Raw genomic sequence first — 13229 nt, 5'->3', positions numbered from 1 at the left:
TCTAGCATGATTTCATGCTAGAGGCTTTTTTCTTTTTGCGAATATTTTCTCACTTCCAGGGAAAGAATATTTAGCGACAAGAAAAAATATGGAGGTGGGTAAAAAATGCCGTTAGGTGTAATAGTTTTAGTTGTAATGGCGGTACTAATTTATTTTGGATTTGCTCAAAGAATTTTAGACAGGATGTATTTAACTGATAAACAGGCATTATTATTTATTGGGTTAATGGTAGTAGGAAGTTTTATAGATATTCCTATAACTACTGCTCCAGCTATAAGTATTAATATTGGAGGTGCACTTTTGCCGGTGGTTTTAGCAATCTATGTTTTATCTAAGGCTGATTCTACTCAAGAATGGCTTAGAACTATCTTTTCTATAGTGGTCACCGGTGGAGTTATCTATGCTTTAACTAAGATATATCAATTTGAAGAAGGCCATACGCTGTTAGATCCTTCTTATATTTTTGCTATTGTAGCCGGTGTAACTGCATATATAACGAGTCGTTCTCGTAGAAATGCATTTATTTCAGGTACATTAGGGTTTTTATTATATGATTTGATCCATGTTTGGAATATAACCTTTGGTGGAGTACCAGGACAAGCAGATATTGGAGGGGCTGGTGCTTTAGACACTATAGTTACTTCTGGTTTTATTGCAGTATTATTAGCAGAAGTAGTTGGAGAGTCTAGAGAGCGATTACAAGGAGGCACAGCTCACAAAGAACATAATGATAGAGGTAGAGATGAAGATTCAGGTGAAGATGAAAAGAAATTAGATAATGTTGAGTATGCAGACTTCTTAAGCGGTAAGATTAAGAAGAGGAAGAAGAAACGGGGTGAGGATGATGAATAAAAGTTTAAGATATGGATTTGTTTTATCTTTAATATTTATACTTTTATTTAGTACAGTAGCTTTTGCAGAAATAGAAGTTGAAGGTGATGGGTATTTTACTGTAGTAGATGAAGATGGTAATCTTATTTTTCAGACTGATATGAAGGTACACAAAGGTGATTGGTATATTAATGAAAATAATAAAAAATATACTATAATCAAGACAAATGGTGATCAAGCTATTGCTAAGTATGAAGGAACTGTAGATTTGACCCCGGAAGATGATAATTTATCTTCAGCATTGTCACAACCTGAAGTATTATTATCAGAGAAGGAAGCTAAAAAAGAGATTATGATTTATAATACACATAGTGATGAGTCTTATGTGCCTAATAGTGGAACTCATTCTGAAGCTGGAAACGGGGATATATATAAAGTAGCTGATGAATTTGCTGCAGCATTAAAAAATAAAGGGGTTAAGGTCATAGCATCTAACGCAAAGCATGACCCCCATGATGGTGGTGCTTATGAACGGTCTAGAAGAACAGCTAAAAAGTTAACTCAAAAAGGACCAGATGCATTATTTGATATTCATCGTGATGGAGTTCCAGATCCGTCACAATATCTAACTAAGATTAATGGAAAAAAAGTATCTCAGGTCCGGTTAGTAGTTGGTAGACAGAATCCAAATATGAAAGTAAATGATAAGTTTGCAAAACAATTAAAATCTGTTACTGATAATAAATACCCTGGTTTAATTAAAGGGATATTTTATGCAAAAGGAAAATACAATCAAGATCTTTCGCCAAGAGCTATGTTATTAGAGTTTGGCACTCATGTTGTTTCACAGCAGGATTCTGAATCAGCAGCAACTTTATTTGCTAATTCTGTCAATCAATTATTATATGGAGAGGACGCACAACAGACTCAAGGAGAAGATGCAGGAGATGCTGGTCAGAGTCGAGGCGCCTGGACTTCATTACTAATTATTATAGCTGTGGTTTTAGTAGGTATTGCAGGTTTTTTATTCATTAATGAGGACGGTTGGGATGGAGTAGTTAATCGAATTAAGCATTTTTTTGGTGATGAATTTGTTAATTATTTTGGATTTAAAAAAGAAGATGATGAAGAAAATAAATAGAGTATAGGTAGGAGTATAGGAGGATAAATACCATGAAATATGGAGTAATGATTATAGTAAGTATTATTTTAGGAACCTTATCCCGTTTTTGGATGTTAAAAATAGATTATAGACAATATCCTGGTTATCCTCATGGTTATGCTGTTCATCTAACTTTAGGATTTATTGCTGCGGTTTTAGGTGCACTCTTTTTACCAGCACTCTTAGAAGAAAACTATATAGCTGTTACATTTTTGACTTTAGCTGTTCAACAATTTAGTAGTATTCGAGATATGGAACGAGAATTTTTAAATAAGATAGAGAAGACTGAATTAGTGCCTCGTGGTACTGCATATATTGAAGGAATAGCTAAAGTGTTCGAAGCAAGAAATTATTTAGCTTTATTAGTGTCAATTGCTGTCACCATTGGTTTTCAATTATTAGAATGGTACGGAGGATTGATTTTTGGAATAATAGCTGCTTTAGTTTTACAAAAGGCGATGACAGAAAAGAATATTAAAGATATAGGTGATGTTAAAGTAGTTGAGTTAGAATTTAAAGGTGAAAATGAAGAGAATATTGCTATAGGTGATGTAGTAATTATGAATGTAGGAGTGCAAGAATCATTAGATTATTGGAAAGAGAATGGATTAGGGATTGTGATTGACCCTAAGGATGACAATGCTCGAGCAACTTTAGCTAATACTGGACAACGTCAGGCAATCTTACATGACGTTGCTGCTCAATTAGGGGTTAGATTAGATGTGGGAGTGCAAGATTATACTCCTTTAGCTAGGTTAAATTTGGACACAGGTAGAGTTGTTATAATTATAATTCCGATTGAGCCAGATGAAAAATGGGTTAAGAAAGCAGTCGAGAATACCCCAGTATTAGAAGGTTCTAAACGTAGACCTTTAGCATCAAAAGCTGGCAGAGCAGCTGCTGATTAAGGAGGGACTCCAATGGAGGTTAGTTTAACAAATAATATATTAGCAATAGTAACTTTAAAGAATAATGAAAATAAAGTAGATGGAGGCGGTTCTCCAGTATTCTATGTAGATGATGAAGAAGAATTAGAATATGTGGCAATGTTAATTTCACGTTTAACTTTATCAATGGCCCATAATTTAGGTAATGGTGTCTATATTCTAATTAAACATTAATTAGAGGAGTATAAGATGAAGATAATTTACTATGATAGTACAGGTCAATATTTAGCAGTAGTTGCTGCTGCAATACATTTGAATATGTTAGCTACTGCTAAAGTAGCACCTGATTGGAATGATTTAAAAGAACTTCCTTATTTTGATGGAAGACAGAAAGTGGAGTTAGGTCAAATTATCTTTATCGGTACAGACCAATTAGGAAATGATATATATATATTAGGTAGTGATGGAGTAGGTGATGTGATTGAAAAAGCGGTACATGGTATAAATAGAATATTTGATATTCATACTGAAAGTAAGTTTATAGACTTAACTAAAAAAGAAGATTGGTTATTTAGATTAGGAATTAAGATTAAAAGTTTATTTACTAATTCGTCTTTAGCTAATAGATTAATTTATAAGAATATATTAAAATCTTTTACACAAATAGTAGAAGTAGTAAATGATATTAGAGATTAAAAGGGAGACGATTGGATGAAGGTAATCTATAATTGTTATGGTAGTGCCCATTCATCAGTTTTAGCTGCTGGGATACATACTGGAATTGTACCAGATGATCGAGTAGCAACTGCCGAAGAAATTAGTAATATTCCTCATTATGACCGCACTGACACAGAAGAGATAGGTACAGTCTATTATTTTGGTAAAGATGAGTTTGGTTTTGATGTATATATAATGGGAATGAAGAGTTCGCCTAAGATAGTTAAAAGAGCACTATTGAGTAATTTAAGAATTTTTGGAATTGATAGAACCAAAATGATTTTAGTTGATACCTTACCTTATGTCAATAATCTTACTCGAATAGGGGGATTTTTGTCTAGAGGTTTAGGATTTGTAAATCTAGGGAGGCCATTAACTATTTATGGATTACAAAAGTCATATAAAAGATTTATTAATTTAGTTAAAAGTGTAAAAAAAAGGTTGGACCATATTAGTTAAAATAATTGCTCATCACTTGTTGATGGGCTTTTTTGGTGGTAAAATTCTGATATAGCTTGACTAATTTAGTTTGATATAAGATAATATAAGGTAGGCATTAAATTGAGGTGGTTAATTATGGTAGAAAGTAGCTGTATAGAAATAGAAACGGTTCAATTAGATAGTATAGCAGATGAGCTTAATATAGAGCCTGGTGATCAATTGCTAACTATTAATGGTAGCCAGATTAGAGATTATATAGATTATAAATTTTTAATTACAGATTTATACTTAGAGGTTTTGATTCGAAAGTCTAATGGAGAAGAGTGGTTATTAGAGATTGAGAAGGATTATGATGAGGGATTGGGTTTAGAATTTTCAGGCATTATTTATGATGACTTAAAGAAGTGCAATAATAATTGTCTTTTTTGTTTTGTTAATCAATCTCCTCCAGGGTTACGAGAGACTTTGAATTTAAAGGATGATGATTATAGATTTTCATTTTTACAAGGTAGTTATATAACTTTAACTAATTTAAGTCGAGAAGAGATTAATCGAATTAAAAGATTACATTTGAGTCCTATATATATATCAGTACATACTACTAACCCTGAATTAAGAGTGAAGATGTTACGAAATTCTAAGGCGGGTGATGTCTTATCTTACTTAAAAGAGTTAGCAGAAGTGGGGATTGAGTTTCATACTCAAATTGTGCTTTGTCCAGAAATTAATGATGGCGATGAACTAGAAAGGACTATTAAAGATTTATTAGAATTGTCATCTGCTATTAGGAGTTTAGCCGTAGTACCAGTAGGATTGACAAAGTTTCGTGATGATTTATACTCTTTACGTTCTTTCACTACTGAGGAGGCTAAAGAAGTGGTAGAGCAAGTAGAGCAGTGGCAGAAGAGAATAGGTGAGAAATGTGGAGAAAATTTCTTGTACTTATCTGATGAATTTTATTTATTAGCTAATGAATCAATTCCACCTACTAAAAATTATAATGGATATCCTCAATTGGAGAATGGAGTAGGAATGGTTAGATTATTTTGGGAGCAGTTTAATGAGGTGGAAGAGAAATTACCTACTACTATAGATAAAAAACAACAGTTTACATTAATTACTGGTGAATTAGGTGTAGCAACTTTAGAACCAATGGTGGCTAGATTAAATGAGATTAATAATTTAGATTTAGACTTGTTAGTAGTGCAAAATAGTTTCTTTGGGGAGAATGTGACGGTTACTGGATTATTAACTGGACAAGATATAATAGAAACTATTAAAAAGAGAGATTTAAACGGAAGCATAATTTTACCGGAACTTTTATTAAATGAAGATAGGTTATTTATTGATGATCTACAATTAGATGTTTTAGAGGCTGAGTTTCCAGAGATAGAATTTATTATAGTGAATAATAATGCGAAAGATTTAGTTAAGACATTAATTAATATTTAATTCGGAGGTGCTTATAGTGAGTAAACCAATAGTAGCAATAGTTGGCAGACCTAATGTAGGGAAATCAACACTTTTTAATAGAATTGTTGGTGATAGAATTTCAATTGTAGAAGATGAACCAAGTATTACACGAGATAGAATTTATGCTGAAGGTGAGTGGTTAAATAATCATTTTTTATTAGTAGATACTGGAGGTATTGATTTAAATAGTGAGAAGGAATTAAAAGAGGATATTAGACGACAGGCAGAAATAGCTATAGATGAAGCTGATGTAATTTTATTTATGCTTGATGGTAGAACAGGACTTCAGCCGATGGATCGCGAAGTAGCTAATATGCTTAGGAAAAGTGGAAAACCTATAATTTTAACAGTTAATAAAGTAGACTATAAGAAATTAGAAGAAGAGATTAAATATGATTTTTATGAATTAGGTTTAGACGATCCGGTCTTGATTTCTGCTGAGCATGGATTAAACATTGGAGATTTATTAGATGAAGTGATTATTCATTTTCCTCAAGAGGAAGAGATAGAGTATGAAGATGATATTATTCGTATTTCTGTTATTGGCAGACCTAATGTAGGTAAATCTTCATTAGTTAATCAGGTTTTAGGTAAAAATAGGGTAATAGTTAGCGATATTCCAGGTACTACCCGAGATGCGATAGATACTTATTTTAAATTAGGAGATAGAGAATTTGCAATTATTGATACAGCAGGGATGAGAAGAAGAGGTAAAGTAAAGCCTGGCATAGAAAAATATAGTGTAATTAGATCTTTAGGAGCTATAGATCGTTCTGATGTAGTTTTAATGGTGTTAGATGCTACTGAAGGAATGACTGAACAAGATAAACGGGTTGCTGGATATGCTCATGAAGATGGCAAAGCAATGGTGATAGTAGTGAACAAGTGGGATTTAATTGAAAAAGGGAATGATACTAATAAGCGTTATGCTGAGGATATTAGATATGATGTTGGATTCTTAAATTATGCGCCGATTACATTTGTTTCTGCCTTAACTGGACAAAGAGTCTTAGAAATTTTAGAGATAGTGGAGTATGTGGCTGAACAGCATTCAAGAAGAGTTAAGACTAATACTTTAAATAATGTACTTAAAGAAGCAACTTCTATGTTTGAACCCCCTAGTGATAAAGGTAAGAGGTTAAAGATATATTATGCAACACAACCTCGGGTTAAACCTCCATTATTTGTGCTTTTTGTTAATGATCCTGATTTAATGCATTTTTCTTATAAACGTTATTTAAAGAATAAAATTAGGGATGCCTTTGGTTTTTCAGGAACACCTATTAAAATTATAGTTAGAGAAAGATAGTATGCAAGGGGAGGAAAGTAATGTTTAGTTATTTATTTGTGATTTTGATTAGTTATTTATTAGGTTCAATTCCATTTGGTTTACTACTTACAAGGTTAGTAAAAGGAGTAGATATTAGAGAATATGGCAGTGGAAATATTGGGGCTACTAATGCTTATCGAGTAATGGGATTTGGCATGGGAGTAATGGTTGCTCTATTCGATATTAGTAAAGGATATATTAGTGTTCAGATTGCTAAACAAGTATTTGGTGCAGATGTAGCTGTGATTTTAATTATAGCTGGTTTAGCAGCAGTTGCTGGTCATAATTGGCCTATCTTTTTGAAGTTTAATGGTGGGAGAGGGGTAGCTACTTCTGTAGGAATCTTAATTAATCTATTACCTAAGACTGTTTTAATTGTATTCTTTATCTGGTTAATCATAGTATTAACGACTAGATATGTTTCCTTAGGTTCGATAGTAGGGGCAGCTTTAATTCCTATTTTGGCCATTCTATTTAATAATCCACCTATATATGTTGGCTTAGGCTTGGCGATTGCAGTCTTTGTTATTTTTCGGCATCGACCTAATATTAAAAGGTTACTGGCTGGTGAGGAGAATAAAATCGGTTGGAATATGAATGTAGATAAGAAGGATGACTAATTATTTTAGAGGAGGAAAGAGAATATGGAAAAGATAGCAGTTATAGGAGGCGGTAGCTGGGGAAGTTCAATTGCTATTTTATTAGCAAATAATGGTTATCGTATCTCTTTACGTGATATATCTTTTGAACAAGTTACAGAAATTAATGAAGAAAAGACGAATATTGATTACTTACCAGGAGTAGAGTTTCCAGAAAACATTACTGCTACTACTGATATTAAAGAGGCAGTTAAAGATGCTAGTGTAGTAATAGTAGTAGTTCCTTCTCATGCAATTCGCAATGTAGCTCAAGAATTATCTGGATTATTATTAGATGATACAATTATTGTTAGTGCTACTAAAGGGATTGAAGAAGAAACGTATTATAGAATGTCAGAGGTTTTAAAAGATGAATTAAGACCAGCATTACATGAGAATATAGCTGTCATATCAGGTCCTAGTCATGCTGAAGAAGTTAGTAAAGGAATTCCTACTACTACAGTAGTTGCTAGCAAATCACGTCGATTAGCTGAAAATATTCAAGATATCTTTATGTCTGATGTTTTTAGGGTCTATACTAATCCTGATATAGTAGGAGTAGAATTAGGTGGGGCCTTAAAGAATATTATTGCAATATCTGCTGGAATATCCGATGGATTAGGTTATGGTGATAATACTAAAGCGGCTTTAATTACAAGAGGTTTAACTGAAATTAAACGTTTAGGCGTAGCTGTTGGTGCTGATCCAATGACTTTTGCTGGATTATCAGGGACAGGTGATTTAGTTGTTACTTGTGCTAGTCAACATAGTAGAAATCGCCGTTTAGGAGTTAAAATAGGTAATGGAAGAAGCTTAGATGAGGCTTTAAGTGAAATGAAGATGGTAGCAGAAGGGGTTAGAACTACGAAAGCGGCTTATTTATTGGCTAAAGAGATCGGCGTTGAGGTGCCAATTATTACTAAAGCATATGAAGTGTTATTTGAAGGTAAGCATCCACAACAAGGTGTTAATGAATTAATGGTTAGAGGAAAAAAACATGAAATAGAGGAAGTAGTTAAAAATAAAGAAAATTGGTAAAATTTTAAATATAGAATAATAACAATTTGATAAAGTTAACTCTAAAAAATAACAGGATATATCTATTCTGTTATTTTTTTGCTATTAAGGAAGGAATTTGTCGGTAGATATTCAAATATAATAAACATAGGTGTTTTTTGTATAAGGGGGTTAATAAAAATATTTAATCGTTATGATTAGAAAAAGGGGGGATAATTAATTGGGTTCAAAAGAAGAAATTAAAAAAGTGATTAAAGAAAAGTACGAAAACTATGGAGTAGATGCTGGTGATAATTTCATTAATATTTTAAATAATTTACATGATATTGTAGTATGCCATACAGCTAACAGTAAAGTGCTTTGGGCTAATCAAGTAGCCATGGATGAGTTTGGTATATCACCAGAAGATTTTGGTGATAAATATTGTTATGAACTTTTCTTTGATTGCAAACATAATTGTGAGGGATGTGCAGTAATAAAAGCTAGAAAGTCAGGAAAGATAGAAGAAGGGGAGATTATTACACCTAATGGGAAGGTATATTTAGTACGAGCGTATCCAATCAAAGATAATCACAAGAAGATAGTGGGTATTGTTGAAATTGCTTTAGATATTACTAAAGGAAAATTGTTAAAAGAAAAACTTGAATTTAGCGAATTAAAGACTGAATTTTTTGCTAATTTATCTCATGATTTTAAAACTCCATTGAACTTGATTTTCTCAGCGTTACAGTTATTAGATTTAAAATTAGAAGATGAACAGCTTAAAGGATATGTAGATACTATAAATCAGAATGGACAGAGACTTTTAAGATTGGTTAATAATTTAGTAGATCTTACAAAAATGGAATCTAATTCTTTTAGTTTGAATTTGAAAAATCATGATATCGTTAAATTTGTTGAGGAAGTAACTATGTCTGCCAAAGAATACATATTGGATAAGAAGCGTCTCTTGCAATTTAATACTAATATTCAAGAAAAAGTCATTGCTTGTGATATATTTAGCATTGAAAGAGTTATGCTAAACTTACTTTCTAATGCAGTTAAGTTTACTGATAAAGGAGATCAAATAATAGTTAATATATATGAACGGAATGATAAGATATTAATTACAGTTAAGGATACAGGAATTGGAATTCCAGAAGATAAACAAGAGTTAATATTTGAACAATTTGGACAAGTTGATAAATCAGTGAAAAGAAATGCAGATGGTACTGGAATTGGTTTATCTATTGTTAAATTATTAGTAGAAATGCATGATGGCCAGATTAAAGTAGAAAGTGAATACGAAGAAGGTAGTGAGTTTATTGTGGAGCTTCCTACTAAAAGATTATCAGAGCAAGATGACTTACAATTAAAGGAGGGAACTTTACAGCCTGAAATGCAGGATCTTACTAATAAAGTAGAGATAGAATTTTCGGATATCTATTCTTAAGCTTTGATAATGAATATATTAATTAAGATAAGCTAATCTCTTTACAACTAAAGAGATTAGCTTTTTTATTTTTATTCAATTTTAATTCTAAAATTTTAAATAAAAAAGAATAATTTAGAATTAGGCTCATATATATATAATGATATAAGTCTAAAATTTAATGATTAATATATATCTTTGTTTTTTAAGTTATTACCAATTACAAGGAGGGGAATGAAAGGATGGAGGAGTATAATATTTACCAAGATATTTCTGATCGAACTGGTGGAGACATCTATATCGGTGTTGTAGGCCCAGTTAGAACTGGAAAATCGACATTTATTAAAAAATTCATGGATCTGTTGGTATTGCCTAATATTAAAGATGAATATGATAAAGAACGAACTCAAGATGAATTGCCTCAAAGTGGTGGCGGTAGAACTATTATGACTACTGAACCTAAGTTTGTACCTAATGAGGGGACAGAAATTGAATTAGATGAAAAACTAAATTTTAGAGTACGATTAGTAGATTGTGTAGGTTATAAGGTTGATGGAGCTTTAGGTTATGAAGAAGAAGATGGTCCACGAATGGTGATTACACCTTGGTATGAGGAAGCAATTCCTTTCCAGGAAGCTGCTGAAATGGGCACTAAGAAGGTTATAGAGGATCATTCCACAATTGGACTGGTTGTGACTACTGATGGTTCCATTACAGAATTACCGCGACAAAGTTACATTGCTGCCGAAGAGAGGGTTATTTCCGAATTAGAGAATTTAGGAAAACCGTATATAATAGCTTTGAATTCTACTCATCCTCACGGTCAAGCAGCTCAAGAATTGAAAGAAGAATTAGAGGAAAAGTATAATAAGCCAGTAATACCTATTGATTGTGATAATTTATCTGAAAATAATATAACTCATTTATTACAAGAGATTTTATATGAATTTCCACTTCGTGAGATCAATATTCAATTGCCATTATGGATTGATGAGTTGGATTCTGACCATTGGCTTAGTCAGGAAGTAACTGATAGTATTAATACTTCTTTAGACGATGTAATAAGATTAAGAGATATTGAAGTAGGTTTAAATAATTTAGCTGATTATCAATATACTAAAGAGGTTTTCTTAGAGGAGATGGATTTAGGTACTGGTACCACGAATATATCTATAGGTATGCAGGATAATCTTTTCTACGATATTATTGAAGAAGTGACTGGCTTGGAAATTGAAGGAGAACACGAATTATTTAATTTAATTCAAGAACTCAGTACTGCTAAAAAAGAATATGACCGAGTAGCTGAAGCTTTGACTGAAGTAGAAGAGAAAGGTTATGGTATTGTTAAGCCAGAGATAGAAGATTTAGTCTTTGATGAACCTGAATTGATTAAACGTGGTGGTGGATTTGGTGTTAAGTTAACAGCATCAGCGCCTTCAATTCATATGATTAGAGCTGATATTAATACTGAAGTTTCACCAGTAGTAGGTACTGAGAAACAGTGTGAAGAGTTAATTGATTTCTTACAAGAAGAGTTTGATGATAATCCAGATGCAATTTGGGAGACTGATTTTCTTGGTCGTTCCTTACATGATTTAGTTAAAGATGGAATTACAAATAAGTTATATAGAATGCCTGAGAATGCTCAGCATAAGTTACAAGATACTCTTCAAAAGATTGTGAATGAAGGTAGTGGAGGATTAATCTGTATTATTTTATAAGAATATGTTTATAATATAAATAAAAGATTAATTTTAATTTTTATAACCGGCTTTTAAAGTCGGTTTTTTTAATTTTAAAGTTTTTTTGATAAAAAAAAGGAGAAAATTATAAAAATCACGAATTAAATTGTTGATATAATGAATATTAAAGTGTTATACTATTAAGGGAGGTGATTGACTTGACAAAGACTGAACTAGTTGATAACATTGCAGAAAAGACAGGATTGACAAAAAAAGATTCCAAACAAGCTGTTGATGCATTTCTTGAAGTGATTACTGACACTCTTAAGTCAGAAGCTACTAAAGATGCAGACGAAAGGGACAAGGTTCAACTTATTGGTTTTGGAAGTTTTGAGGTAAGAGATAGAAGTGCTAGAACTGGTCGTAATCCTCAGACTGGTGAAGAACTTCAAATTCCAGCTCGTAAAGTTCCTGCTTTTAAGTCAGGAAAAGGTTTAAAAGATGCAGTAAATGGCGACAAGTAATACTTAATAGTTAATAATTTGATTTATTACTTAATTTTTTTGAAGAGATATTGATTTACTGTAGAAAGAGCTTATTTTGCTCTTTCTACTTTTTTAATAATATAAAATTAAAGGATTAAAGTAGTAGAGTAGAAAGGGGAGAAATCATGAGTCAAAAAGTATATTTAAATGGAGAATTAGTGGCAAAAGAAGATGCAAAAGTATCAGTTTGGGATCATGGATATTTATATGGAGATGGAATTTTTGAAGGCATTAGAGCATATAATGGTAGGGTTTTTAGATTTGATGAACATATTAAAAGACTTTATGAGTCAGCTAAAGCTATTATGTTAGATATTCCTTTATCCAAAGAGGAGATGGAAGAAGCGGTAATAAAGACATTAAGAGCTAACGAATTAAGTGATGCTTATATTAGGTTAGTAATTTCTAGAGGTGTAGGGGATTTAGGTTTAGATCCACAAAAGTGCCCTGAACCTACTGTTTTAATTATTGCTAGTGATATTGAACTTTATCCTCCTGAATTTTATGAACAAGGTTTAGAAGTAGTTACAGTTCCAACTAGAAGAAATATTCCAGAAGCTTTAAATCCTAGAATTAAGTCATTAAATTATTTAAATAATATTTTAGCTAAAATAGAAGCTAATAGAGCTGGAGTGTTAGAAGCAGTAATGTTAAATAATGAAGGTTATGTAGCTGAGTGTACAGGAGATAATATCTTTATTATCAAAGATGGTAAATTAATTACTCCACCGACTTATGTCGGCGCCTTAAAAGGAGTGAAACGAGAAGTAGTAATGGAAGTAGCTCCTAAGTTAGGTTTAGAAGTGAAAGAAGAAGTATTTACTCGCCATGACCTTTATATAGCCGATGAATGTTTCTTAACAGGAACAGCTGCTGAGGTGATTCCAGTAGTTAAGATTGATGATAGAGAAATTGGTGATGGTACTCCAGGTGATTATACTTGGGATTTAATCGAGCTATTTAGAGAGAAAGCTAATAGCGAAGGTTATCCTATCTATGATAAGGGGTAAAGATGTATATAATAATTAAATAATAAGCTCTTATCGAGATATGATTAAAAGCCTCTTCTTATCTAAGAAGAGGCTTTCTTATTTA

Annotated in this window: 14 protein-coding genes; all 14 read left to right on the top strand. The window is 32.0% G+C overall.

Annotated features, from left to right (window positions below):
* Positions 1-105: 105 nt before the first annotated feature.
* The 14 genes from B5D41_RS05625 (at position 106) to ilvE (ending at position 13144) form a co-directional block, all read left to right on the top strand.
* Positions 106-852, top strand: a complete 747-nt coding sequence (locus B5D41_RS05625; protein WP_078809637.1) for a DUF1614 domain-containing protein — start codon at positions 106-108, stop codon at positions 850-852.
* Positions 845-1972 (top strand): stage II sporulation protein P, encoded by a 1128-nt coding sequence (gene spoIIP, locus B5D41_RS05620; protein WP_159442898.1) that lies wholly within the window; start codon positions 845-847, stop codon positions 1970-1972. The genes B5D41_RS05625 and spoIIP overlap by 8 nt, the downstream gene beginning before the upstream one ends.
* Before the next feature lie 32 nt (positions 1973-2004).
* Entirely contained in the window at positions 2005-2901 is an 897-nt protein-coding gene (locus B5D41_RS05615; RefSeq protein WP_078809635.1) for a YIEGIA family protein, read from the top strand.
* 12 nt (positions 2902-2913) lie between these two features.
* On the top strand, positions 2914-3114 hold the full coding sequence (locus B5D41_RS05610; RefSeq protein WP_078809634.1) for a capping complex subunit for YIEGIA: 201 nt from the start codon (positions 2914-2916) through the stop codon (positions 3112-3114).
* A 15-nt stretch (positions 3115-3129) separates the two neighbouring features.
* Complete coding sequence (locus B5D41_RS05605) at positions 3130-3576, top strand: DUF3189 family protein (protein ID WP_078809633.1); 447 nt, start codon at positions 3130-3132, stop codon at positions 3574-3576.
* Between the two features lie 15 nt (positions 3577-3591).
* A complete protein-coding gene (locus tag B5D41_RS05600; protein ID WP_078809632.1) occupies positions 3592-4056 on the top strand; it encodes a DUF3189 family protein in 465 nt (154 codons plus the stop codon).
* Between the two features lie 117 nt (positions 4057-4173).
* Positions 4174-5490 carry a DUF512 domain-containing protein gene (locus B5D41_RS05595; protein ID WP_078809631.1) on the top strand — a complete coding sequence of 439 codons (1317 nt, stop codon included), beginning with the start codon at positions 4174-4176 and terminating at the stop codon, positions 5488-5490.
* A gap of 16 nt (positions 5491-5506) precedes the next feature.
* A complete protein-coding gene (gene der, locus B5D41_RS05590) occupies positions 5507-6820 on the top strand; it encodes a ribosome biogenesis GTPase Der (RefSeq protein ID WP_078809630.1) in 1314 nt (437 codons plus the stop codon).
* 20 nt (positions 6821-6840) lie between these two features.
* Positions 6841-7461: a glycerol-3-phosphate 1-O-acyltransferase PlsY gene (gene plsY, locus B5D41_RS05585; protein ID WP_078809629.1), complete on the top strand. Its 621-nt coding sequence runs from the start codon at positions 6841-6843 to the stop codon at positions 7459-7461.
* Positions 7462-7485: 24 nt separating this feature from the next.
* Positions 7486-8517, top strand: a complete 1032-nt coding sequence (locus tag B5D41_RS05580) for an NAD(P)H-dependent glycerol-3-phosphate dehydrogenase (protein WP_078809628.1) — start codon at positions 7486-7488, stop codon at positions 8515-8517.
* 199 nt (positions 8518-8716) lie between these two features.
* Complete coding sequence (locus B5D41_RS05575) at positions 8717-9928, top strand: sensor histidine kinase (protein ID WP_078809627.1); 1212 nt, start codon at positions 8717-8719, stop codon at positions 9926-9928.
* Positions 9929-10149: 221 nt separating this feature from the next.
* Positions 10150-11628 carry a stage IV sporulation protein A gene (gene spoIVA / locus B5D41_RS05570; protein ID WP_078809626.1) on the top strand — a complete coding sequence of 493 codons (1479 nt, stop codon included), beginning with the start codon at positions 10150-10152 and terminating at the stop codon, positions 11626-11628.
* Positions 11629-11807: 179 nt separating this feature from the next.
* Positions 11808-12113 carry an HU family DNA-binding protein gene (locus B5D41_RS05565; RefSeq protein WP_078809625.1) on the top strand — a complete coding sequence of 102 codons (306 nt, stop codon included), beginning with the start codon at positions 11808-11810 and terminating at the stop codon, positions 12111-12113.
* Positions 12114-12259: 146 nt separating this feature from the next.
* The gene (gene ilvE / locus B5D41_RS05560) at positions 12260-13144 is read left to right on the top strand and encodes a branched-chain-amino-acid transaminase (RefSeq protein ID WP_078809624.1); all 885 of its coding nucleotides are present in this window, start codon (positions 12260-12262) and stop codon (positions 13142-13144) included.
* The last annotated feature ends 85 nt before the right edge of the window (positions 13145-13229 follow it).

Source organism: Selenihalanaerobacter shriftii, from assembly GCF_900167185.1.
Classification (GTDB): Bacteria; Bacillota; Halanaerobiia; order Halobacteroidales; family Acetohalobiaceae; genus Selenihalanaerobacter; species Selenihalanaerobacter shriftii.
Note: the sequence above shows the minus strand (reverse complement) of the source record. Positions and strands in the feature narration are given on the sequence as shown.

Coding starts and splice junctions, on each gene's coding strand:
- B5D41_RS05610 (WP_078809634.1), top strand. CDS start 2,914: ATGGAGGTTAGTTTAACAAATAATATATTAGCAATAGTAACTTTAAAG.
- B5D41_RS05600 (WP_078809632.1), top strand. CDS start 3,592: ATGAAGGTAATCTATAATTGTTATGGTAGTGCCCATTCATCAGTTTTA.
- B5D41_RS05615 (WP_078809635.1), top strand. CDS start 2,005: ATGAAATATGGAGTAATGATTATAGTAAGTATTATTTTAGGAACCTTA.
- plsY (WP_078809629.1), top strand. CDS start 6,841: ATGTTTAGTTATTTATTTGTGATTTTGATTAGTTATTTATTAGGTTCA.
- B5D41_RS05595 (WP_078809631.1), top strand. CDS start 4,174: ATGGTAGAAAGTAGCTGTATAGAAATAGAAACGGTTCAATTAGATAGT.
- spoIIP (WP_159442898.1), top strand. CDS start 845: ATGAATAAAAGTTTAAGATATGGATTTGTTTTATCTTTAATATTTATA.
- B5D41_RS05580 (WP_078809628.1), top strand. CDS start 7,486: ATGGAAAAGATAGCAGTTATAGGAGGCGGTAGCTGGGGAAGTTCAATT.
- B5D41_RS05625 (WP_078809637.1), top strand. CDS start 106: ATGCCGTTAGGTGTAATAGTTTTAGTTGTAATGGCGGTACTAATTTAT.
- B5D41_RS05605 (WP_078809633.1), top strand. CDS start 3,130: ATGAAGATAATTTACTATGATAGTACAGGTCAATATTTAGCAGTAGTT.
- spoIVA (WP_078809626.1), top strand. CDS start 10,150: ATGGAGGAGTATAATATTTACCAAGATATTTCTGATCGAACTGGTGGA.
- ilvE (WP_078809624.1), top strand. CDS start 12,260: ATGAGTCAAAAAGTATATTTAAATGGAGAATTAGTGGCAAAAGAAGAT.